Here is a 21,563-nt window from a genome sequence, read left to right as displayed (position 1 = left end):
GAACTGACAAGCTGGGGATGTGCGGGAAAACTCTGGCGTTGTGCCATGAATCGGCCTGGGCGGCCCCGTCAATTGCTGGACAAGCGATCCCCACGCGCGAACTTCCAGGTGCGGATGATTTCCAGGCGATCGATATCTGCCAAGTCGCCGCTGAACGGGGCGAAGGGCGCGCTCAGGCGCACGATGCGTTGTGCGGCTTGATCCAGCAGGGGCTGGCCCGAGGACTCCAGCACCAGCACTTCATGCAACGAGCCATCGCGGTTGATGGCCACCATCAGCCGCAGGCTGCCGTAGATCTGCTGGCGCCGGGCTTCGTCCGGGTAGTTGAGGTTGCCGATGCGCTCGATCTTCTTGCGCCATTCGTCTTTGTACCAGGCGCCCTTGTCGCGCATGGTCGAGGCCGCGTTGATGCGGTGGATACGCGGGCGCTTGGCGTACAACTGGCGTTCGTTAGCCAGTTCGGCCTCCAGGCTGGCGATGTCGCTGGACAGTTGGGCGCTGTCGAAGCTCGGCGGCGCCTTGGGCGCTTCGGCGGTTTTCACTGCTTCGCGGGGGGTGGTGGTTTTTTTCGGCTTGGGAGCGGTGGTGGCGACGGCTGCCTTGGTGGTGGTCTGCTCGACTTCGTTTTTCTTCGAGGGTGGTGGCACCACTTTTTTCACCTCGGTGCTCTGCATCGGCGCCACTTCGGTGGTGGTGGGGATGGCTTTCTTGTCCAGCGTACCGCTGCCCTGCTGGTTGTCCTGCGCGATGAAGTCGGCCTTCTTCGGCGCGGCCTGGCTTTTGAACATCGACAGGGTGATTTCCAGCGTTTGGCTGACTTGTTTGGGCTCGACGAAGGTAAAGCCCACGCCCAGAAGCAGCGCCAGGTGAACCAGCGCGGCGACCAGCAGGGTAAATCCGAGGCGATCGGCCGGGCGCACACCGCGGTGGGTGAGTTCGGGAGGCAGCTCGGAAGGGAGGGTCATGGCAAAAAACCAACATCGCGTGTATCGAGGCTCGGCATGATAGCGCGATGTGGGTTTTTAGCTGCAAGCTTCCAGCGCCAAGCTGCAAGCTTTGGGGCGTGGGCCTTAGGCTTGTGGCTTGGCGCTGGCGGCTTGCAGCTTGCCAGCAATGGCCGCCATCAGCAGTTCGCCGATGTTGGTGCCGAAGGCATTGTCGATTTCGCGGATGCAGGTGGGGCTGGTGACGTTGATTTCGGTCAGGTGCTCGCCGATCACGTCCAGGCCCACGAACAGCAGGCCCTTTTCCCGCAGGGTCGGGCCGACCTGGGCGGCGATCCAGCGATCCTTATCGGTCAGCGGCCGTGCTTCGCCACGCCCGCCGGCCGCCAGGTTGCCGCGGGTTTCGCCGGCTGCCGGGATGCGCGCCAGGCAGTAGGGCACCGGTTCGCCGTCGATCATCAGGATGCGCTTGTCGCCATCCTTGATCGCCGGCAAATAGCCCTGGGCCATGATTTGCTGGGTGCCGTTGGCGGTCAGGGTTTCGAGAATCACCGACAGGTTCGGGTCGCCTACGCGGTGGCGGAAGATCGAGGTGCCGCCCATGCCGTCCAGCGGTTTGAGGATGACGTCGCCATGCAGTGCGGCAAATTCGCGCAGCACATCGGCGCGGCGGCTCACCACCGTGGGCGGCGTGCACTGCGGGAACTGGGTGGCGAACAGTTTTTCATTGCAGTCGCGCAGGCTTTGCGGCTTGTTGACCACCAGCACCCCGGCGCGCTCGGCCTGCTCCAGCAGGTAAGTGCTGTAGACGAATTCCATGTCGAAGGGCGGGTCCTTGCGCATCAGGATCACGTCCAGGTCGCTCAGCGGCGCGTCCGTCTCGGCCTGCAACTCGAACCAGTGCTCGGGGTTGGCGAACACCTGCAATGGCCGCATCCGCGCCCGGGCCACGCCAGCGTTCTGGTAAAGATCCTGCTGTTCCATATAGAACAGCGTCCAGCCGCGGGCCTGGGCGGCGAGCAGCATGGCCAGCGAGCTGTCCTTCTTATAGGAAATGCTGGCGATGGGGTCCATGACAATGCCGACGCGAACGCTCATGGGGGGTTTCCTCTAGCAGATTGGGGCGCACAAAAGTGGCGTCAGAGTGGCGCCCGGGGTGTTCCCGGTCAAGGAAAAACCACCCGGCGGGCGAGCCGATAGATTGACGCTGGCGACTGTGCTAAAAAGGCTCCCATGCCGTTTCGAGCCCTTGGCCATCAAGGCTTTTGAGTGACGGTGCCCGTATACGGACACAACCGATTCGCTGTGGCGATGGTACAAGCAGATATGGAACAGCACTCCAGCGCCTTGAAAGTCATGGTCATCGACGACTCCAAGACGATTCGGCGCACCGCTGAAACACTGTTGAAGAACGTGGGCTGTGAAGTCATCACCGCGGTCGATGGCTTTGATGCGCTGGCCAAGATCGTCGATCACCACCCCGGCATTATCTTCGTCGACATCATGATGCCGCGCCTGGACGGCTATCAGACCTGCGCCCTGATTAAGAACAACAGCGCCTTCAAGGCCACGCCCGTGATTATGCTGTCCTCCAAGGACGGCCTGTTCGACAAGGCCAAGGGGCGGATCGTCGGTTCCGATCAGTTTTTGACCAAGCCTTTCAGCAAGGAAGAATTGCTCAGCGCAATCAAGGCCCATGTGCCGGGGTTCGCCGCAGTAGAACAAGCACATTGACGGGCGGCCATTGGGCCGCTCGGCTTTTGGAAATGGGGAAGACCATGGCACGTATTCTGATCGTCGATGACTCGCCGACTGAAATGTACAAACTGACCGGCATGCTGGAAAAGCACGGCCACCAGGTATTGAAAGCGGAAAACGGCGCCGATGGCGTCGCCCTGGCCCGCCAGGAAAAACCCGACGCGGTGCTGATGGACATCGTCATGCCCGGCCTCAACGGCTTCCAGGCCACGCGCCAGTTGACCAAGGACGCCGACACCAGCCACATCCCGGTCATCATCATCACCACCAAGGACCAGGAAACCGACAAGGTCTGGGGCACGCGCCAGGGCGCGCGGGACTACCTGACCAAACCGGTGGACGAAGACACCCTGATAAAGACCCTGAACAAAGTCCTGGCCGGCTGACCCGCGGCCATGACCGATTCCCTCACCGCGTTTGAGCTGCTACTGGATATCGACCAACGCTGCCGCCTGCTGGCCGCCGACCTGCCGTCCCAGGAAACCCGCCAGCAGAGTTGGAGCGGGATCGGCTTTCGCATCGGCGCGCACTGGTACGTGGCGCCCATGGGCGAAGTCAGCGAGGTTTTGCACGAGCCGCGGTACACCCTGTTGCCCGGGGTCAAGACGTGGGTCAAGGGAGTGGCTAATCTGCGGGGGCGGCTGTTGCCGGTAATGGACCTGTGCGGCTTTTTCGGCCACGAACTGTCGGCCCGGCGCAAGCAGCGGCGGGTGCTGGTGGTCGAGCACCGCGATGTGTTCGCGGGGCTGATGGTCGATGAAGTTTGCGGTTTGCAGCACTTTGCCCAGGACAGCCTGGAGCCGTTGCTGATGGACGACCTGGATGGCGCCATGAGCGCGTTCGTCAAGGGGCGGTTCCCCGGGGAGCAGTCCTGGCAGGTGTTCAGCCCGTTCGCCCTGGCGCAGTCGCAAGGTTTCATGAATGTAGCCCTGTGAAGGCGGGGTTCGCTTAGGTGGGCCCGGCTCCATGGTTTAACCGATTCACTTCAAGAGCGCCTTGCGCTCACTCGCGGACAAGCCCGCTGGCCACGGTGCCTGTGGCGACAGGTGGGGACCTGATCGATGACAAAAGCAAAAACCGCCAAGCCCATGGAAGCGTCGCGCAGCCGTTCGCAGATCATCGTGCTGTTCATGGCCCTGATCGTGTTCATCGTGTTGTTGTTCGCCAACTTCGCCTACCTCAATACCCAGTCGAACTACGACAAGCAGTACATCGGCCACGCCGGTGAGCTGCGGGTGCTGTCCCAGCGCATCGCGAAGAACGCCACCGAGGCCGCCGCCGGCAAGGCTGCGGCGTTCAAGCTGCTCAGCGACGCGCGCAACGATTTTGCCCAGCGCTGGGGTTACCTGAAAAAAGGCGACCCGGCCACCGGCCTGCCCGGTGCGCCGTCGGCGGTGCGCCCGCAAATGCGCGCGGTGCAGCTCGACTGGGAGCGCCTGCTGAAAAACGCCGACGCCATCCTGTCCAGCGAACAGACCGTACTGTCGCTGCATCAGGTCGCCGCCACCCTGGCCGAAACCGTGCCGCAATTGCAGGTCGAATACGAAAAAGTCGTGGAGATCCTCCTGCAACGCGGCGCCCCGGCCGGGCAAGTGGCCATGGCCCAGCGCCAATCGTTGCTGGCCGAGCGCATACTGGGTGCAGTGAACACCGTGCTGGCGGGGGACGAAAACGCGGTGCAGGCCGCCGATGCCTTTGGCCGCGACGCCGCGCGCTTCGGCCAGGTGCTCAACGGCATGCTCCAGGGCAACACGCTGCTCAAGGTCAGCCAGGTCGAGGACCGCGACGCCCGCGCGCGGTTGGCGGAAATCGCCGAGTTGTTCCAGTTCGTCTCCGGCTCCGTGGACGAAATCCTCGAAACCTCGCCCGAGCTGTTCAAGGTCCGCGAGTCGGCGGGCAACATTTTCAACCTGTCCCAGACCCTGCTCGACGAAGCCTCGTTGCTGGCCAGCGGTTTCGAGAACCTGGCCGAGGGGCGCACCGTCAACGCGGTGGGCGGCTACGTGCTGGGCCTGCTGGCCTTGGCCTCGATCATCCTGATCGGCCTGGTGATGGTGCGCGAGACGAACCGCCAGTTGCGCGAAACGGCGCAGAAAAACGAACGCAACCAGAACGCGATCATGCGCCTGCTGGACGAAATCGCCGACCTCGCCGACGGCGACCTGACCGTGACCGCGTCGGTCACCGAGGACTTCACCGGCACCATCGCCGACTCGATCAACTATTCGGTGGACCAACTGCGCGACCTGGTGGCCACCATCAACCTCACCGCCGGCCTCGTCGCCGCCGCCGTGCAGGAAACCCAGGCCAACGCCATGCACCTGGCGCAGGCCTCGGAACACCAGGCCCAGCAGATCAGCGAGGCCTCGACCTCCATCAATGACATGGCCCGCTCCATCGACCAGGTCTCGGCCAATGCCGCCGAGTCCTCCGCAGTGGCCGAGCGCTCGGTGGAAATCGCTAACAAGGGCAACGAGGTGGTGCACAACACCATCTACGGCATGGACAACATCCGCGAACAGATCCAGGACACCGCTAAACGGATCAAGCGCTTGGGCGAGTCTTCCCAGGAAATCGGCGATATTGTCAGCTTGATCGACGATATTGCCGACCAAACCAACATACTCGCCCTCAACGCGGCGATCCAGGCCTCCATGGCCGGTGACGCCGGCCGCGGCTTTGCCGTGGTGGCCGACGAAGTGCAGCGCCTGGCCGAGCGTTCCTCGGCGGCGACCCGGCAGATCGAAACCCTGGTGCGGGCGATCCAGACCGACACCAACGAAGCGGTGATTTCCATGGAGCAGACCACCACCGAAGTGGTGCGTGGCGCCCGCTTGGCCCAGGACGCAGGCGTGGCCCTGGAAGAAATCGAAGGCGTGTCCAAGACCCTCGCGGCGCTGATCCAGAGCATTTCCAACGCGGCGCAGCAGCAAACCCTGTCGGCGGGGCAGATTTCCCTGACCATGAACGTGATCCAGCAGATCACCTCGCAAACCTCCTCCGGCTCCACCGCCACCGCCGAAAGCATTGGCAACCTGGCGAAAATGGCCAGCCAACTGCGCCGCTCGGTGTCGGGCTTTACCTTGCCCGCCGCCCCCGAGCCGGGCGTCGAGCACGCGTGAGGCCATGGTGATGGTCGACCGGCACGACTATGTGGGCCTGGAATGGGTCAAGGGTGAAATCGCCGAAACCCTCAAGCAAGCCCTGGCCGCCCTCGACAGCCTGGGCACCGAGGCCGGCGAGCACGATGCCGAGGCCCTCGAACGGTGCCTGGCAAGCGTTCATCAGGTTCACGGTTGCCTGCAGATGGTCGAGTTCTACGGCGCGGCGCTGCTGGCCGAAGAGATGGAACAACTGGCCCTGGCCGTGCAACAGGGCCGCGCCGGCCACCGCGACGAAGCCATCGGCCTGCTACGCCAGGCCCTGGTGCAGTTGCCGATCTACCTGGAGCGCGTGCAAAGCGCACGGCGCGACCTGCCCCTGGTGGTGCTGCCCCTGCTCAACGATTTGCGCAGCGCCCGGGGTGAAAGCCTGCTGTCGGAAACCAGCCTGTTCAGCCCGCAACTGCCGGTGATCCCCGCCCTGGACGCCTATGCCCTGGCCCTGCTGGAGCCGCCCGACTTGCCCGTGGTACTGCGCAAATTGCGCCAGGGGCTGCAAACCGCGTTGGCGGGGTTGCTGCGCGAGCAGGACGACGACGCCAACCTGGCGCGCTTGGCCACCGTGTTTGGCCGGCTCCAGGCCTTGTGCCGCAATGCGCCGCTGGAGCCCTTGTGGCAAGTGGCGGCAGCGCTGGTGGACGGCATGCGCACAGGCAGTATCGGCAACAGCCCGGCCCTGCGCAGCCTGTTCAAGGACGCTGACCAAGAACTCAAGCGCTTGCTCGACCAGGGTATGGCCGGGGTCAACCAGCCTGCGCCGCCGCACTTGCTCACCAGCCTGTTGTTTTATATCGCCAAAGCCGAACATCCCAGCGGACAGATGCAGACCATGAAAGAAGCCTACGGACTCGACGACGCCTTGCCTGACAGCGCCGTGGTCGATGAAGAACGCGCGCGCCTGGCCGGGCCGGACCGCGACGCCATGCGCTCGGTGCTCGCCGCCCTGTGCGAGGAGTTGGTGCGGGTCAAGGAACGCCTGGACCTGTTCGTGCGCAGCGACCGCCAGCACACCTCGGACCTGGACAGCCTCCTGGCGCCGTTGCGGCAGATCGCCGACACCCTGGCGGTGCTGGGTTTCGGCCAGCCGCGCAAAGTGATAATCGACCAATTGGCGGTGGTGCAGAGCCTGGCCCAAGGCCAGCGCGAGCCCAACGACGCAGTGTTGATGGACGTCGCCGGGGCGCTGCTGTACGTCGAAGCCACACTGGCCGGGATGGTCGGCACCGTCGAGGCGCAGCGCCGCGAGGAAAGCCACCTGCCCACCACCGACCTGACCCAGATCCACCAATTGGTCATCAAGGAAGCCCAGGCCTGCCTGCAACAGGCCAAGGACATGATCGTCGACTACATCGACGGCGAATGGGACCGCAGCCAGGTCCAGGACCTGCCCGAGCTGCTGACCCAGGTGCGCGGCGCGTTGGCGATGATCCCCCTGAGCCGGGGCGCGGGCCTGCTGGAGGCCTGCAACGGCTTTGTCCGCGAGCATCTGCTGGGCAGCCCTACGCCGCCCGATTGGGAGCAACTGGAACACCTGGCCGACGCCCTGAGCAGCATCGAGTATTACCTTGAACGCCTCGGCCAGGACCCGTTGGCCCCCGGCGAAACCGTGCTGGACGCGGCTGAAGAAAGCCTGGCGGCCCTCGGTTACCTGCCGGCCGAGCCCCATGTGCCGGTGCTGAGCCAACCCCTGAGCCCCAACGAAGCGCTGGTGATGCACGACTTGCAGGAGCTGGACGACGCCGAGGTCGCCCAGTCCCTGGCCGATGTGCTGGCCGGGCCGGTGTCGAGCCTCAACCCGCCCGCGCGGCACACCCCCGGCAGCCTGCTGCCGCCGCCCACGGGCGAAGCGCCGGTGGACGAGGAGTTGCATGAGGTGTTCCTCGAAGAAACCGATGAAGTCCTCGAAGTGCTCCATGAATTTCTCCCGCAATGGCACGCCGACCCCACCGACGCTTCGGCCCTGAGCGAGCTGCGCCGCGCCTTCCACACCCTCAAGGGCAGCGGGCGCATGGTCCGTGCCCTGGTGCTGGGCGAACTGGCCTGGGCCGTGGAAAACCTGCTCAACCGCGTGCTGGAACACAGCGTCGAACCTTCGCCGGCGCTGCATCAGTTGCTCGACGAAGTGGTCAGCCTGCTGCCGCGCCTGATCGCCGATTTCGCCGCCCAGGCCCAGCGCCAGCGCGATGAGGTCGATCAACTGGCGGCCCGCGCCCATGCCCTGGCCCGGGGCGACCAAACCACGGTCGCCGCCCCGGCGGCGCTGGACCCGCAACTGCTGGAGATTTTCCGCACCGAGGCCCAGGCCCACCTCGACAGCCTCAACCGCTTTCTCGACCAGGCCGCCGAGCACCTGCCGTTGCAGGCCAGCGACGAACTGCAACGGGCCCTGCACACCCTCAAGGGCAGCGCCTCCATGGCCGGCGTACTGCCGATGGCCGAGTTGGCCGCGCCCCTGGACCACTTGGCCCGCGAGTACAAGGCGCACCAGTTGCCCCTGGACCTGGACGAAGTGGAACTGCTGCTCGAAGCCGAAGGCCTGCTGCGCCGTGGTTTGAAGCACCTGCACCTGGACCCGTTGGCGCGCATCGAGGGGGCCGCGGCGTTGATCGAACGCACGCAAAAGCTTCTTGCCGAACGCCTGCAAGCCATCCTCAACGCCCCCAGCGGCGGCCTGCGGGTCAAGCGCGACCCGCAGCTCATCAGCAACTTCCTGGCCCAGGGCATGGACATCCTGCTCGACGCCGAAACCCTGTTGCAGCGTTGGCAGCAGCACCCCGGCGAGCGCCAGGAACTGAGCGCCCTGCTGGACGAACTGACCACCCTGGGCGAAGGCGCGCACCTGGCCGAGCTGCACCCGATGGATGAACTGTGCGAGGCCTTGCTCGACCTCTACGGCGCGGTCGAAGAAAGCAGCCTGGCGGTCAGCGAAGCGTTTTTTCGCGAGGCCGACAGCGCCCACGAAGCCCTTATCAGCATGCTCGACCAATTGGCCGCCGGGCAGGAAATCAGCCCGCAACCGGCGCGGGTCAAGGCCCTGCGCGAGTTGCTCGGGCAAAGCCTGGACCCGTCCGCCACCGGGCTGATCCGCAGCGATGCCAACCGCACCCTGAGCATCAGCGACCTGGGCACCGCCACTGCCGAACTGGCGCACACCGCGCCGGTGGACGACGAGATCGTGGCGATCTTCCTCGACGAAGCGACGGACATCCTCGAAAGCGCCGGCCAGGCCCTGCAACGCTGGCTCGACGAACCGGACAACAGCGCGCCCTTGCAATCGCTGCAACGGGACCTGCATACCCTCAAGGGCGGTGCGCGCATGGCCAACGTGGCGCCGGTGGGCGACCTGGCCCATGAACTGCAAAGCCTCTACGAAGACCTGGTGGACCGGCGCTACGCCTACAGCCAGGAGCTGGCGCTGCTGTTGCAACACAGCCATGACCTGCTGGCGTTGCTGCTGGAAGACTTGCAGCAGCACCATCCCTTGGAAGACCCAGGGTTTTTGATCGACGCCATCCGCGATTTCCGCCAGCAGGCCGCCAGCCCTGCGGCGAGTGAGACCGTGGCCGAACCGGTGGCGGACAGCGCCGGGGCCGACCCGGAACTGCTGGAAATCTTCCTCGAAGAAGGCTTTGACATCATCGACAGCTCCGGCGCCGCGTTGCTGCGTTGGCAGGCCGAGCCGCATGGCCGCCAGGAACTGGAAACCCTGCTGCGTGACCTGCACACCCTCAAGGGCGGTGCGCGGATGGTCGAAATCGGCCCGATCGGCGACCTGGCCCATGAACTGGAATTTCTCTACGAAGGCCTCTCGGCCGGGCAATTGCTGCCCTCCCAGGAACTCTTCACCCTGTTGCAAAGCTGCCACGACCGCCTCGCCCAGATGCTCGAAGCGGCCCGCGCTGCCCGCCCGGTGCTGGCCGCCGACAGCCTGATCGAAGCCATCCGCAGCTTCGCCCAATGCCCCGTGGCGCCACCCGCCGCCGAACCCGCGCCCGCCGCCGTCGAGGTTGCACCGCCCGCTCCCCAGGAAACAAGCAGCGCCGACATGGTCAAGGTTTCGGCGCAACTGCTCGACGACCTCGTCAACCTGGCCGGCGAAACCTCGATCTTCCGTGGCCGCATCGAACAGCAGGTCAACGACGCCCGCACTGCCCTGGGCGAGATGGAAACCACCCTCGAACGCATGCGCGATCAACTGCGGCGCCTGGAAACCGAAACCCAGGCGCGCACCCTCGGCCAGCAGCAAATGGAGGCCGAGCACCAGGGCTACGAAGAGTTCGACCCACTGGAAATGGACCGCCACTCCCTCTTGCAGCAACTGTCGCGGGCCTTGTCCGAGTCCGCCTCGGACCTGCTCGACCTCAAGGAAACCCTCGGCCGGCGTACCTACGACGCACAAAACCTGTTGCAGCAGCAGGGCCGGGTCAACACCGAGCTGCAAGAAGGCCTGATGGGCACGCGCATGGTGCCGTTCGAGCGCATGCTGCCGCGCCTCAAGCGCATCGTGCGCCAGGTGGCCGGCGAGTTGGGCAAGGACGTGGCCTTCGTGGTCGGCAACGCCCAGGGCGAGATGGACCGCAACGTGCTCGAACGCATGGTCGCCCCCCTGGAACACATGCTGCGCAACTCCGTCGACCATGGCCTGGAGGCCGCTGCGGTGCGCCTGGCCGCCGGCAAACCGGCCCAGGGGCGCATCACCCTGGACCTGTCCCACGAGGGCGGCGACATCGTCTTCGACATCCGCGACGACGGCGCCGGGGTGCCGCTCGAAGCGGTGCGGCGCAAGGCGATCAACCGCGGCCTGCTGGACCCCACCGCCCAAATCAGCGACCGCGAAGTGCTGCAATTCATCCTGCAACCGGGGTTTTCCACTGCCGAAAAAATCACCCAGATTTCCGGGCGTGGCGTGGGCATGGACGTGGTCCACGAAGAAGTGCGGCAACTGGGCGGCAGCATGAGCATCGACTCCACCCCGGGCCTGGGCGTGCACTTTCGCATTCGTCTGCCGTTCACCCTGTCGGTCAACCAGGCCCTGATGGTGCAGTGCGTGGAGGAGCAATACGCGATCCCGCTCAACACCATCGAAGGCATCGTGCGGGTGCTGCCCAACGAGCTGGAGGCCTGCTACCAACTCGATGCGCCGCACTATGAATACGCCGGGCAGCGCTACGAGTTGTGCTACTTGGGCGAACTGCTCGGCACCGTCGCCCGGCCGCGCTCGCTAGGGGAAAACCAGGCGCTACCGGTGCTGTTGGTGCACGTTGACGAGCGGCGCATCGCGGTGCAGGTGGACGCCATGGCCGGCAGCCGCGAAATCGTGGTCAAGAGCCTGGGGCCGCAGTTCGCCGCCGTGCAGGGGCTGTCCGGGGCGACCATCCTGGGCGATGGCCGGGTGGTGCTGATCCTCGACCTGCTGGCCCATATGCGCGCCCTACACACACGCCTGCCGCAACAGCGCAGCGGCGACGGCGCGGCGGGCGACAGCCAGGTACGCCGGCCCATGCTGGTGCTGGTGGTGGACGACTCGGTCACCGTGCGCAAAGTCACCAGCCGCTTGCTGGAACGCCACGGCATGAACGTCCTCACCGCCAAAGACGGCGTGGACGCCATGGCTCTGCTGGAAGAGCACACCCCCGACCTGATGCTGCTGGACATCGAAATGCCGCGCATGGATGGCTTTGAAGTGGCCATCGCCGTGCGCAACCATCCGCGCCTGCAACAGCTGCCGATCATCATGATTACCTCGCGCACCGGCCAGAAACACCGCGACCGCGCCATGGCCATCGGCGTCAACGACTACCTGGGCAAGCCGTACCAGGAGTCGGTCTTGCTTGAAAGCATCGGCCTGTGGAGCAAACCCCATGCGTGACCACCGCGTCAGCAGCCTTACCGGGCTGCTCCTGCCCTTGGGCGACCGCCACCTGATCCTGCCCAACGTGGCCATCGCCGAACTGATCGACTACCAGCCCGGCACCTTCGACCTCGACACCCCGCCCTGGTACTTGGGCCGCGTGACCTGGCGGGACCGGCACATCCCGCTGCTGAGTTTTGAATCGGCCTGCGGGCAGAAAACCGTCATCGGCGAACGCGCCCGCATCGTCGTCCTCAACGCCCTGGGCGGCCATGCGGGCCTTAAATTTATTGGCCTGTTGGTGCAGGGCATCCCGCGCTCCTGCAAGCTCGACAGCCAACTGAGCTACGTGGACGTGCCCCTCTGCCCCCTGGAAAAAGCCGCCGTGCAAATCGCCGACCAAGTGGCCAAAGTCCCGGACTTGCCGGGGCTTGAGGCCTTGCTGGTGGAGGCGGGGTTGGTGGGGTAGGGGCTTTGCCGGTTGATAAGTCCCAAAAAGGGACTTATCGTTCCCTTTTTGGGACTTATCGAGCATGGTCATGGAAAGTGCTTCACTCAGTGATGCCCTGTTTACTTCAACCCAGCAGAAAGTCCTGGGATTGCTCTTCACCAGCCCCGAGCGCAGCTTCTACGCCAACGAAATCGCACGTTCGGCGCAGGTGGGTAGGGGCAGTCTGATGCGCGAACTGGAGCGGTTACTGGCGGCAGGTGTGCTGACCATGACCCGCCAGGGCAATCAGACCCACTATCAGGCCAACCCTGACTGCCCCATTTATGCCGAACTGCTGGGCATTGCCCGCAAGACCTTCGGCATCGCCCAACCTTTGCGCGCAGCCCTGGCGCCATTTGCCAAGCAACTGACGTGGGCGTTCATTTACGGCTCTGTTGCCAAGAACCAGGCCAACTCATCCAGTGACATAGACCTGATGCTGATCGGCGAAGGGCTGCACTACAGTGACGTGATGGAACAGTTGATGCCACTCGAAGAGCAACTGGGCCGCCCGCTCAACCCTACGCTCTACACACCTCAAGACTGGGCCGCCAAATGGGCGGCGGGTAACAGCTTCGTAGAGCGGGTTGCACAGCAGGAGAAAATAAACCTGATAGGCAGTAACCCTTTGGAGGCCGAGGATGGGAAACCTCGAGAATCTTGAGAATCTGGTTCGCAGTGGCGGCTTGAAGGCTGAGCCGCCGGATCGTAAGGAATGTGAAGGGCTGATGCGTTCGGCCACGGATCGCTTGCGCGATGCACAGGTCAGCCAGCTCTCGTTTGCCAGCCGTTTTGACCTGGCCTACAACGCCGCGCACGCCATCGCGCTGACCGCGTTGCGCTTGTGCGGGTACCGTTCTGACAAGCGCTACCTGGTTTTCCAATGCCTGGCTCACACGATGGACGCGAGCAAGATTGCGGTGCGCCTGTTTGCGTTGTGCCATGAGCGGCGCAACCTTGCGGAGTACGAGGGGTATATGGATGAAGACCCCGCCCTGTTGGCGGAATTGTTGAGCCATGCCGAGCATTTGCGCAGGCAGGTACAGCAAGTGCTGGACCAGCTCTGATTTAAGCGTTTCCAAAGCGAGGCAGCGATGTATCACGGGGAAAGATTCAACGCCTGGAGCCATTTGCTCGGGGCGGTGGCGGCGTGTGTGGGGGCGGTGTGGTTGCTGGTGATCGCCAGCCTGGACGGCAGCCCCTGGAAGATTGTCAGCGTGGCGATCTACGGGTTCACGCTGTTGGTGCTGTACAGCGCCTCGACCGTGTACCACAGCGTGCGCGGGCGCAAGAAGGCGATCATGCAGAAGGTCGACCATTTTTCGATCTACCTGCTGATCGCCGGCAGCTACACCCCATTTTGCCTGGTGACCCTGCGCGGGCCGTGGGGTTGGACGTTGTTCGGGGTTGTCTGGGGGCTGGCGGTGATCGGCATTTTGCAGGAGATCAAGCCCCGCTCCGAGGCGCGGATTTTATCCATCGTGATTTACGCGGTGATGGGCTGGATCGTGCTGGTGGCGGTCAAACCGTTGCTGGCGGCCCTGGGCCCCAGCGGTTTCGCCTGGTTGGCCTCGGGTGGGGTGCTGTACACCGTGGGCATCATCTTCTTCGCCCTCGACAGCCGTTTGCGCCACGCCCACGGCATTTGGCATCTGTTCGTCATGGGCGGCAGCTTGCTGCATTTCGTGGCGATTCTGTTTTACGTGCTCTAACCGCCGTCCTGTTTGCCACGCACTGCCCGCGTGCTACAGGCGTGCCAGGGCTTGGCGGGCGTTGTTGCTGACGATGTGCAGCAGGCTGCCCAGGGTGTGGGCCGGGGCTTCGTGGGCGCGGGTGACGGCGTAGAGGGTGATGGGCAGCGCCGGGGCGAGGGGGCGGATGCGGGTGGTGGCGGTGGAGGCGCCGAGGGCGGTGAAGGGGTCGATCACCGCCAGCCCCGCACCCGATTCGACCATGGCCCGGGCCAGGGAATAGGTCTGCACGGCAATGCGGATACGCGGCGCCGGTTCTACCGCTTCCAGGTAGCTGTCGAGCCGTGCCGCTAACGGGTCGGCGCTGGACAAACCAATCAACGGCGCATCTGCCAGGTCCATCAATGCCAGGGGCCGGCCCGCCGTGTCGGCCGGCCAGTAGTTGGCCGGGGCCAGTACCACCAGCACGCCCTCGGCCAGGGCCTGGGCCGTGAGCCCCGGGTGATCGGGGCTTTGCAGGGTCAGGGCAACATCGATTTCACGCATCAGCAGGTTTTGCGTCAGTTCGCGGCTGTGGGCGCTGGACAATTCGCAGGCGATGTCGGGGTAATGCTGCGTCCACTGGTGGATGGCCGGCGGCAGGATCGACAGGGCCAGCGCCGGCGTAGCGCCGATACGCAGGCTGTGGCCCGGTTCGCGGCGCAGGCTTTGGGCCAGGCGCCGCACCCCTTGCAGGCTTTCGCTGACCTTGCTGACCTCGCGCTCCAACTCCAGCGCTTCGGGGGTGGCGTGAAGCTTGCCGCGCACCCGCAAAAACAGCGGGAAGCCCAGCTGCAACTCGGCGTGTTGCAGCACTTTGGTCACCGCCGGTTGAGACACGTGCAGCAACTGCGCGGCGCCGCTGACCGAGCCGGTCTGGCGGATGGCCTGGAAAATCTCGATATGTCGCAAGCGCATGGCAAGTCCATAACCTTTGTTTATGGGTTGCCCATCTTTATTCATTGTCCCGCGCCTGTCACCCGGGCCTACCCTCAACGCCTGATTTATCCACAGGGCAAGGACTGACATGGCACAGCGGGTTTGCATCATCGGGGGCGGCGTGGTCGGCCTGGCAACGGCCTATGCGCTGGTGCGCGACGGCGTCGAGGTGACGCTGGTGGAGGCGCGCCAGGACCTGGGCGGGGAAGCCAGTTTCGCCAACGGCGGCCAGTTGTCCTACCGCTATGTCGCGCCCCTGGCCGATGCCGGCGTGCCCTTGCAAGCGTTGGGCTGGATGCTGCGCGCCGACTCCCCGCTCAAGCTGCGCCCGCGCCTGGACCCGGCGCAGTGGCGCTGGATGGGCGCGTTCCTGGCGGCGTGCCGCACCTCGGTCAACCGCCAGAACGCCGCCCACCTGCTGCGCCTGGCGCTGTTGAGCCAGCGCACCTTGAGCGACTGGCGCGAAGAGGACCTGCTGGGGGATTTCCACTGGCGGCGCAACGGCAAACTGGTGACCTTCCGCGATGCCTATAGCTTCGAGCGCGCCCGCCATGCGCTGATCGAGCCACAGCAGCAATTGGTGCTGTCGGATACCGAATGCGCCAGCCTGGAGCCGGCCCTGGCCCGCCGCGAACTGGTGGGCGGCATCTATACCCCGGAGGAAGAGGTTGGCGACTGCCACGCCTTTTGCCAACAACTGCTGGCCCGGCTCCAGGCTTCGCGCAGTTGCACCTTGCGCCTGGGCCAAGCGGTCACCGGGTTGCGCCACGCCGGCGGGGTGGTGCAGGCCATCGAGCTGGGCGACGAGGTGCTGGCGGTGGAACACCTGGTGATCGCCGCCGGGCACCGTAGCCCGCTGTTGCGCCTGCCCGGCGTGCAGATGCCGCTGTACCCGCTCAAGGGCTACAGCCTGACGGTGCCGATTGGCCCGCAGCACCGCGCGCCCCAGTTGAGCATCACCGATTACGACCGCAAGATCGTCTACGCGCGGCTCGGCCAGCAATTACGGGTGGCGGCGATGGTGGATATCGTCGGCTTCGACCCGGCCCTGGACCCCAAACGCCTGGCCCTGATAAAGCGCCAGGCCCGCGAGACGTTCCCCGAGGCCGGCGATTATGAGGCCGCCATCGAGTGGGCCGGCATGCGCCCGGCCACGCCCAATGGCGTGCCGCTGATCGGCGCCACGGCGTACCGCAACCTGTGGCTCAACCTCGGCCACGGTGCGCTGGGCTTTACCCTGGCCTGTGCCAGCGGGCGTTTGCTCAGTGAATTGATCGGTGGGCGCAGGCCCGCCATCGACATGCAAGGCCTCACGCCCCGCGCGGCGTGAGCCTTGGTTCCGCGAAAAACCACAACGGAGAATAACAATGCAAAAAATCACGTTGATCGGTTGTGCCCTGGCCTTCTGCGCCCCGTTGCACGCCAACGAAGCCCCCCTGGCGGGCACCCTGGGCAAAATCGCCGGCGCCCAGAGCATCACCCTGGGCTACCGCGACGCCTCGGTGCCGTTTTCCTACGTGGGCGACCACAGCGGCCAACCCATGGGTTACTCCGTCGATCTGGCGGCCAAAGTGGTTGAACGGGTGCGCAACAAGCTGGATATGCCCAAGCTCAAGGTCAAGTACAACCTGGTTACCTCGCAAACCCGCATCCCCTTGGTGCAGAACGGCACCGTGGACCTGGAGTGCGGCTCTACCGGCGTCACCGCCGAGCGGCAGAAGCAGGTGGCGTTCTCTTACGGTTTTATCTACGTCAAAGGCCAGTTGCTCACCGCCAGAGACAGCGGCATCCAGGGCTTTGCCGACCTGCGCGGCAAGAACGTGGTGACCACGGCGGGCACCACCAACGAGCGTTACCTGAAGAACTACAACGCTGAAAACACCATGGGCATGGCGGTGATTAGCGCCAAGGACCACGGCGAAGCCTTCCAGATGCTGGAAACCGGCCGCGCCCAGGCGTTTTACATGGACGACGCGCTGCTCTACGGCGAACGGGCCAAGGCCCGCGACCCGCACAAGTGGGTGGTGGTGGGCGAGGAACAATCGCGGGAGATCTACAGCTGCATGCTGCGCAAGGACGACCCGCAGTTCCTCGCCCTGGTCAACGACACCTTGGGCGAGTTGTACCGCTCGGGGGAAATCCACGGGATCTACCAACGCTGGTTCGAGCAACCCATCCCGCCCAAGGGCCTGAACCTGGAATTCCCCATGACCCGCGAGCTCAAGGCGCTGATTGCGGCGCCGACGAGTGAGCCGGTGCAGTAGGGCTGCGGGAGAAAGCCTACGTGGCAGCGGGCTGCGAGAGCCTAGAAATCACCCCACAACTGCTGCGCCACCGCCAGGGCGACCACGGGGGCGGTTTCGGTGCGCAGCACCCGTGGGCCGAGGCGGGCGGCGTGGAAGTCGGCCTGGCGGGCCTGTGCCACTTCGCCATCGGTCAAACCGCCCTCGGGGCCGATGAGAAAGGCCAGCGAAGCGGGTTTGGCGTGGCTGAGCAACGGCTCGGCCACCGGGTGCAGCACCAGTTTCAGCGCGGCGTCGGCCTGTTTGAGCCAGTCGGCCAGCAGCAGCGGCGGGTGAATTACCGGCACCCGCGAGCGCCCGCATTGTTCGCAGGCGCTGATGGCCACCTGGCGCCAATGCAGCAGGCGCTTGTCGGCGCGTTCGTCCTTGAGGCGCACTTCGCAGCGCTCGGTGAAAATCGGCGTGATCTCATTGGCCCCAAGCTCGGTGGCCTTCTGGACTGCCCAATCCATGCGTTCGCCCCGGGACAGGCCCTGGCCCAGGTGGATGTGCAGCGGCGATTCTTCTTGCCCGGCAAAGCTCTCGGTGACCTGCACACGTACGCGCTTCTTGCCGACTTCCACCAGGCTGGCGCGAAACTCCAGGCCCGAGCCGTCGAACAACTGCAACCCGTCGCCTTCGGCCATGCGCAGCACGCGGCTGATGTAGTGCGCCTGGGCCTCGGGCAGTTCGTGCTCGCCGAGGCTCAGCGGGGTGTCGGTAAAGAAGCGGGACAGTCTCATGGGTGGGTCTCTGTAATTCATGTGGATCAGGTGAAGGCCCTGCGGGCCTTATCGCGAGCGGGCTCGCTTCCACCGGGAACGGCGCGGGCCTTTGTGGGAGCGAGACTGCTCGCGATGGCGGCCGCCCCGGCCCCACAAAAATAAAGGTGAACTCAATCAACCCGGATCACGAAACCCCGGGTGGAAGTTTTCCGGCACCGCCACGCTCACTGTGCTGCGGGTGGCGATGTCGATGCCTTCGCTGGCCACCTCGGCGAGGAAGTCGATCTGCTCGGGGGTAATCACGTAGGGCGGCAGGAAATACACCACGCTGCCCAGCGGGCGCAACAGGGCGCCGCGCTCCAGGGCGTGCTGGAACACCTTCAGGCCACGGCGTTCCTGCCACGGGTAGGCGGTTTTGCTGGCCTTGTCCTGAACCATCTCGATGGCCAGCACCATGCCGGTCTGGCGCACTTCGGCCACGTGGGGGTGGTCGGCCAGGTGCGCGGTGGAGGTGGCCATGCGCCGGGCCAGGGCCTTGTTGTTCTCGATGACGTTGTCTTGCTCGAAAATATCCAGGGTCGCCAGCGCCGCCGCACAGGCCAGCGGGTTGCCGGTGTAGCTGTGGGAATGGAGGAAGGCGCGCAGGGTCGGGTAGTCGTCGTAGAAGGCGCTGTACACCTCATCGGTGGTGACGCACGCCGCCAGTGGCAGGTAGCCGCCGGTCAGGGCCTTAGACAGGCACAGGAAATCCGGGCGGATGCCGGCCTGTTCGCAGGCGAACATTGTGCCCGTGCGGCCAAAACCCACGGCGATTTCGTCGAGGATCAGGTGCACGCCGTAGCGGTCGCAGGCCTCGCGCAGCAGCGTCAGGTACACCGGGTGGTACATGCGCATGCCGCCCGCGCCCTGGATCAACGGCTCGACGATCACCGCCGCAACGCTGGCATGGTGCTCGGCCAGGGTCTGCTCCATGGCGGCGAACATCGTGCGCGAGTGTTCTTCCCAGCTCACGCCTTCGGGGCGCAGGTAGCAGTCGGGGCTGGGCACCTTGAGGGTGTCGAGCAGCAGGGCCTTGTAGGTTTCGGTGAACAGCGGCACATCGCCCACCGACATCGCCGCCATGGTTTCGCCGTGGTAGCTGTTGGTCAGCGTGACGAAGCGCTTCTTGGTCGGCTGGCCGCGGTTGAGCCAGTAGTGAAAGCTCATTTTCAGCGCCACTTCGATGCAGGATGACCCGTTATCGGCGTAGAAGCACCGCGTCAGGCCTTCGGGCGTCATCTTCACCAGACGTTCGGACAGCTCAATCACAGGTTGGTGGCTGAACCCGGCCAGGATCACGTGTTCGAGTTGGTCGACCTGGTCCTTGATGCGCTGGTTGATGCGCGGGTTGGCGTGGCCGAACACGTTGACCCACCAGGAGCTGACCGCGTCCAGGTAGCGCTTGCCTTCGAAATCTTCCAGCCACACACCTTCACCGCGCTTGATCGGGATCAGCGGCAACTGCTCGTGGTCTTTCATCTGGGTGCACGGGTGCCACAACACCGCGAGGTCGCGCTGCATCCACTGATTATTCAGACCCATTGGGGGCTCTCCTGGAGGCGGTCCGGGACATACACGGACAAACAATCGCGCAAGCCTATGCAATGCGTGGGCGCGGGACAACCCATAGCGCGCCGGGCGCGGCGATAGACGTCGCTGGCGGGCACCTGATGCCTGACGTATCCTTCGCCGCTCTGTGAGCCGTCTGGCTTAAAAATCGGAATTTTCCTCGTTCAATACCGGAGTTCGCTGAATGTCTGCTGGTTGGCTGCGCGCCTGTGCGCTGGTGGTGATAGGGCTGTTCAGCGTGAGTGCGCTGGCCAAGGACAAGCAACCGACGGCGATTGTGATCGGCGGTGGCCTGGCGGGCCTGACGGCGGCGTACGAGCTGCAAAACAAAGGTTGGCAGGTGACCTTGCTCGAAGCGCGGCCGAACCTGGGCGGGCGCTCCGGCATGGCCACCAGCGAGTGGATCGGCAACAGCAAGACCCAACCGGTGCTGAACCAGTACGTGGACGCTTTCAAACTGGGCACCACGCCCGCGCCGGAGTTCGTGCGTACCCCGGGCTACCTGATCGACGGCACCTACTTCAGCGTCGCCGACCTGGCCACCAAGCAACCGGCCACTGCCGAGGCGCTTAAGCGCTACGAAGCCACCCTCGATGACCTGGCGCGCTCGATCACCGACCCGCTCAACCCCTCGGCCAATAGCACCCTGCATGCCCTGGACCAGATCAACGTGTCCAACTGGCTCGACCGTTTGCAACTGCCGGCCACCGCGCGGCAACTGGTCAACCAGCAGATCCGCAGCCGCTACGACGAACCGTCGCGCCTGTCGCTGCTGTATTTCGCCCAGCAAAGCCGCGTCTACCGTGGCGTGGCCGACCGCGACCAGCGCGCCTCGCGCCTGCTCGGCGGCAGCCCGGTGCTGGCCCAGGCGTTCGTCAAGCAGCTGAAAACCATCAAAACCGCCTCGCCGGTGTCGGCCATCGTCCAGGGCAAGGACGGCGTCACCGTCAAGGTCGGTAGCGTCGGCTACCAGGCCGACTACGTGGTGCTGGCCGTGCCGCTGCGGGCGCTGGCCAAGATCCAGATGACCCCGGCCCTGGACGCCGTGCATCAGGGCGCCATCAAGGGCACTAACTACGGCTGGCGCGACCAGATCATGCTCAAGTTCAAGACCCCGGTGTGGGAGAGCAAGGCGCGGATGTCCGGCGAGGTGTACAGCAACGCCGGCCTGGGCATGCTGTGGATCGAGCCTGCGCTCAAGGGCGGCGCCAACGTGGTGATTAACCTGTCCGGCGACAACGCGCGGATCATGCAGGCCTTTGGCGACAAACAGATCGCCGACCAGGTGCTGATCCGCCTGCACGCTTTTTATCCACAGGCCCGTGGCGCGTTCACTGGCTATGAAATCCGCCGCTACAGCACCGACCCGTCCACCGGCGGCGCCTACCTGGCCTTTGGCCCGGGGCAGATCAGCAAATACTGGCGCCTGTGGGAGCGGCCGATCCAGCGCGTTGCCTTTGCCGGCGAGCACACCGATGCCCTCTACCCCGGCACCCTGGAAGGCGCACTGCGCAGCGGCCAGCGCGCAGCGAGCCAGGTGCAGGACCTGGCGGCGGGCAAGTCGTTCGACCCGGTAAAAGCGGCCCCTGTGGTGGCGGCTGCGGCGGCCGGTGCGGCGACGGCCAGCAAGGGTAACTTCTTCAGCAATATGTTCGGCGGCTCGTCCGACAAGCCTGCCGAGAAGAAAGCAGAGCCGGCCAAGGCCGAGGCGAAAGCCGAAGCGGGCAAGCCCGGGTTCTTCTCGCGGATGTTCGGCGGTGGCGACAAAGCTCCGGCCAAGGCGCCAGAGCCCGCGGTTGCACCGGTGGCCCCGGCTCCAGCTCCGGTGGCTGCCCCGGCCCCGGTGGAAGCGCCCAAACCTGTGGTGCCGGCCAAAGCCGAGCCGGTGAAAAAAGCCCCGGCCAAGGCCCAACCGGCGAAAAAACCACCGGTCAAAAAAGCCCCGGCCAAACCGGCCCCCGCGAAAAAGGCCCCGGCCAAGGTCGAACCGGCGAAAAAAGCCGTCGCCAAACCGGCGGCTGAGGCCAAGGCGCAGTAACCCTTCCCAACGTTCCCATGTGCCCGCATGGGAACGT

At 65.1% G+C, this 21,563-nt stretch carries 17 protein-coding genes; 12 read left to right on the top strand and 5 right to left on the bottom strand.

Going from position 1 to position 21,563, the window contains the following annotated elements:
* Positions 1–68: 68 nt before the first annotated feature.
* Both AC19YR_RS04620 and gshB read right to left on the bottom strand, forming a co-directional pair.
* Entirely contained in the window at positions 69–965 is an 897-nt protein-coding gene (locus AC19YR_RS04620; RefSeq protein WP_095109086.1) for an energy transducer TonB, read from the bottom strand.
* Positions 966–1,070: 105 nt separating this feature from the next.
* Positions 1,071–2,042 (bottom strand): glutathione synthase, encoded by a 972-nt coding sequence (gshB, locus tag AC19YR_RS04615; protein WP_500597356.1) that lies wholly within the window; start codon positions 2,040–2,042, stop codon positions 1,071–1,073.
* 228 nt (positions 2,043–2,270) lie between these two features.
* Between gshB and pilG the strand changes: the two genes are divergently transcribed.
* The 9 genes from pilG to trhA all read left to right on the top strand — a co-directional run bounded on the left by pilG (position 2,271) and on the right by trhA (position 13,916).
* Positions 2,271–2,678 (top strand): twitching motility response regulator PilG, encoded by a 408-nt coding sequence (pilG, locus tag AC19YR_RS04610; protein ID WP_095109084.1) that lies wholly within the window; start codon positions 2,271–2,273, stop codon positions 2,676–2,678.
* A gap of 44 nt (positions 2,679–2,722) precedes the next feature.
* On the top strand, positions 2,723–3,088 hold the full coding sequence (pilH, locus tag AC19YR_RS04605; protein ID WP_095109083.1) for a twitching motility response regulator PilH: 366 nt from the start codon (positions 2,723–2,725) through the stop codon (positions 3,086–3,088).
* Between the two features lie 9 nt (positions 3,089–3,097).
* Complete coding sequence (locus tag AC19YR_RS04600; protein WP_095109082.1) at positions 3,098–3,637, top strand: chemotaxis protein CheW; 540 nt, start codon at positions 3,098–3,100, stop codon at positions 3,635–3,637.
* A 126-nt stretch (positions 3,638–3,763) separates the two neighbouring features.
* The gene (locus AC19YR_RS04595; protein WP_095109081.1) at positions 3,764–5,824 is read left to right on the top strand and encodes a methyl-accepting chemotaxis protein; all 2,061 of its coding nucleotides are present in this window, start codon (positions 3,764–3,766) and stop codon (positions 5,822–5,824) included.
* Positions 5,825–5,834: 10 nt separating this feature from the next.
* Complete coding sequence (locus AC19YR_RS04590; protein ID WP_500597431.1) at positions 5,835–11,732, top strand: Hpt domain-containing protein; 5,898 nt, start codon at positions 5,835–5,837, stop codon at positions 11,730–11,732.
* Positions 11,725–12,183 (top strand): chemotaxis protein CheW, encoded by a 459-nt coding sequence (locus AC19YR_RS04585; RefSeq protein ID WP_095109080.1) that lies wholly within the window; start codon positions 11,725–11,727, stop codon positions 12,181–12,183. Before AC19YR_RS04590 ends, AC19YR_RS04585 begins: the two co-directional genes overlap by 8 nt.
* 70 nt (positions 12,184–12,253) lie before the next feature.
* Positions 12,254–12,868 carry a transcriptional regulator gene (locus AC19YR_RS04580; protein WP_500597429.1) on the top strand — a complete coding sequence of 205 codons (615 nt, stop codon included), beginning with the start codon at positions 12,254–12,256 and terminating at the stop codon, positions 12,866–12,868.
* Positions 12,846–13,271, top strand: a complete 426-nt coding sequence (locus AC19YR_RS04575; RefSeq protein WP_500597355.1) for a hypothetical protein — start codon at positions 12,846–12,848, stop codon at positions 13,269–13,271. The genes AC19YR_RS04580 and AC19YR_RS04575 overlap by 23 nt, the downstream gene beginning before the upstream one ends.
* Positions 13,272–13,298: 27 nt before the next feature.
* Positions 13,299–13,916, top strand: coding sequence for a PAQR family membrane homeostasis protein TrhA (gene trhA, locus AC19YR_RS04570; protein ID WP_500597353.1), 618 nt, complete (start codon positions 13,299–13,301; stop codon positions 13,914–13,916).
* Between the two features lie 33 nt (positions 13,917–13,949).
* On the opposite strand, the gene AC19YR_RS04565 is transcribed toward trhA, so the two are convergent.
* Entirely contained in the window at positions 13,950–14,852 is a 903-nt protein-coding gene (locus AC19YR_RS04565; RefSeq protein ID WP_095109076.1) for a LysR substrate-binding domain-containing protein, read from the bottom strand.
* A 109-nt stretch (positions 14,853–14,961) separates the two neighbouring features.
* Between AC19YR_RS04565 and AC19YR_RS04560 the strand changes: the two genes are divergently transcribed.
* Together AC19YR_RS04560 and AC19YR_RS04555 are read left to right on the top strand one after the other, a co-directional pair.
* Entirely contained in the window at positions 14,962–16,203 is a 1,242-nt protein-coding gene (locus AC19YR_RS04560) for a D-amino acid dehydrogenase (RefSeq protein WP_095109075.1), read from the top strand.
* A 37-nt stretch (positions 16,204–16,240) separates the two neighbouring features.
* The gene (locus AC19YR_RS04555; protein WP_095109074.1) at positions 16,241–17,137 is read left to right on the top strand and encodes a transporter substrate-binding domain-containing protein; all 897 of its coding nucleotides are present in this window, start codon (positions 16,241–16,243) and stop codon (positions 17,135–17,137) included.
* Between the two features lie 41 nt (positions 17,138–17,178).
* Here AC19YR_RS04555 and AC19YR_RS04550 read toward each other — a convergent pair whose 3' ends face one another.
* Entirely contained in the window at positions 17,179–17,898 is a 720-nt protein-coding gene (locus tag AC19YR_RS04550; RefSeq protein WP_500597350.1) for a 16S rRNA (uracil(1498)-N(3))-methyltransferase, read from the bottom strand.
* Between the two features lie 156 nt (positions 17,899–18,054).
* The gene (locus tag AC19YR_RS04545; protein WP_500597348.1) at positions 18,055–19,461 is read right to left on the bottom strand and encodes an adenosylmethionine--8-amino-7-oxononanoate transaminase; all 1,407 of its coding nucleotides are present in this window, start codon (positions 19,459–19,461) and stop codon (positions 18,055–18,057) included.
* A 211-nt stretch (positions 19,462–19,672) separates the two neighbouring features.
* Here AC19YR_RS04545 and AC19YR_RS04540 point away from each other — a divergent pair, with 211 nt between their 5' ends.
* Complete coding sequence (locus AC19YR_RS04540) at positions 19,673–21,526, top strand: flavin monoamine oxidase family protein (RefSeq protein WP_095109071.1); 1,854 nt, start codon at positions 19,673–19,675, stop codon at positions 21,524–21,526.
* Positions 21,527–21,563 lie beyond the last annotated feature (37 nt).

The sequence above is a fragment of the Pseudomonas sp. MF08817 genome, from assembly GCF_059862705.1.
The sequence above is the reverse complement of the archived record's forward strand: the minus strand, read 5'-3'. Positions and strand labels throughout refer to the sequence as shown.

What these genes read in the sequence shown, in the direction of transcription:
- AC19YR_RS04600 (WP_095109082.1), top strand. Translation starts at nt 3,098, where the DNA reads ATGACCGATTCCCTCACCGCGTTTGAGCTGCTACTGGATATCGACCAA.
- pilH (WP_095109083.1), top strand. Translation starts at nt 2,723, where the DNA reads ATGGCACGTATTCTGATCGTCGATGACTCGCCGACTGAAATGTACAAA.
- AC19YR_RS04580 (WP_500597429.1), top strand. Translation starts at nt 12,254, where the DNA reads ATGGAAAGTGCTTCACTCAGTGATGCCCTGTTTACTTCAACCCAGCAG.
- AC19YR_RS04575 (WP_500597355.1), top strand. Translation starts at nt 12,846, where the DNA reads ATGGGAAACCTCGAGAATCTTGAGAATCTGGTTCGCAGTGGCGGCTTG.
- pilG (WP_095109084.1), top strand. Translation starts at nt 2,271, where the DNA reads ATGGAACAGCACTCCAGCGCCTTGAAAGTCATGGTCATCGACGACTCC.
- AC19YR_RS04565 (WP_095109076.1), bottom strand. Translation starts at nt 14,852, where the DNA reads ATGCGCTTGCGACATATCGAGATTTTCCAGGCCATCCGCCAGACCGGC.
- AC19YR_RS04620 (WP_095109086.1), bottom strand. Translation starts at nt 965, where the DNA reads ATGACCCTCCCTTCCGAGCTGCCTCCCGAACTCACCCACCGCGGTGTG.
- AC19YR_RS04545 (WP_500597348.1), bottom strand. Translation starts at nt 19,461, where the DNA reads ATGGGTCTGAATAATCAGTGGATGCAGCGCGACCTCGCGGTGTTGTGG.
- gshB (WP_500597356.1), bottom strand. Translation starts at nt 2,042, where the DNA reads ATGAGCGTTCGCGTCGGCATTGTCATGGACCCCATCGCCAGCATTTCC.
- AC19YR_RS04555 (WP_095109074.1), top strand. Translation starts at nt 16,241, where the DNA reads ATGCAAAAAATCACGTTGATCGGTTGTGCCCTGGCCTTCTGCGCCCCG.
- AC19YR_RS04590 (WP_500597431.1), top strand. Translation starts at nt 5,835, where the DNA reads ATGGTCGACCGGCACGACTATGTGGGCCTGGAATGGGTCAAGGGTGAA.
- AC19YR_RS04550 (WP_500597350.1), bottom strand. Translation starts at nt 17,898, where the DNA reads ATGAGACTGTCCCGCTTCTTTACCGACACCCCGCTGAGCCTCGGCGAG.
- trhA (WP_500597353.1), top strand. Translation starts at nt 13,299, where the DNA reads ATGTATCACGGGGAAAGATTCAACGCCTGGAGCCATTTGCTCGGGGCG.
- AC19YR_RS04540 (WP_095109071.1), top strand. Translation starts at nt 19,673, where the DNA reads ATGTCTGCTGGTTGGCTGCGCGCCTGTGCGCTGGTGGTGATAGGGCTG.
- AC19YR_RS04560 (WP_095109075.1), top strand. Translation starts at nt 14,962, where the DNA reads ATGGCACAGCGGGTTTGCATCATCGGGGGCGGCGTGGTCGGCCTGGCA.
- AC19YR_RS04585 (WP_095109080.1), top strand. Translation starts at nt 11,725, where the DNA reads ATGCGTGACCACCGCGTCAGCAGCCTTACCGGGCTGCTCCTGCCCTTG.
- AC19YR_RS04595 (WP_095109081.1), top strand. Translation starts at nt 3,764, where the DNA reads ATGACAAAAGCAAAAACCGCCAAGCCCATGGAAGCGTCGCGCAGCCGT.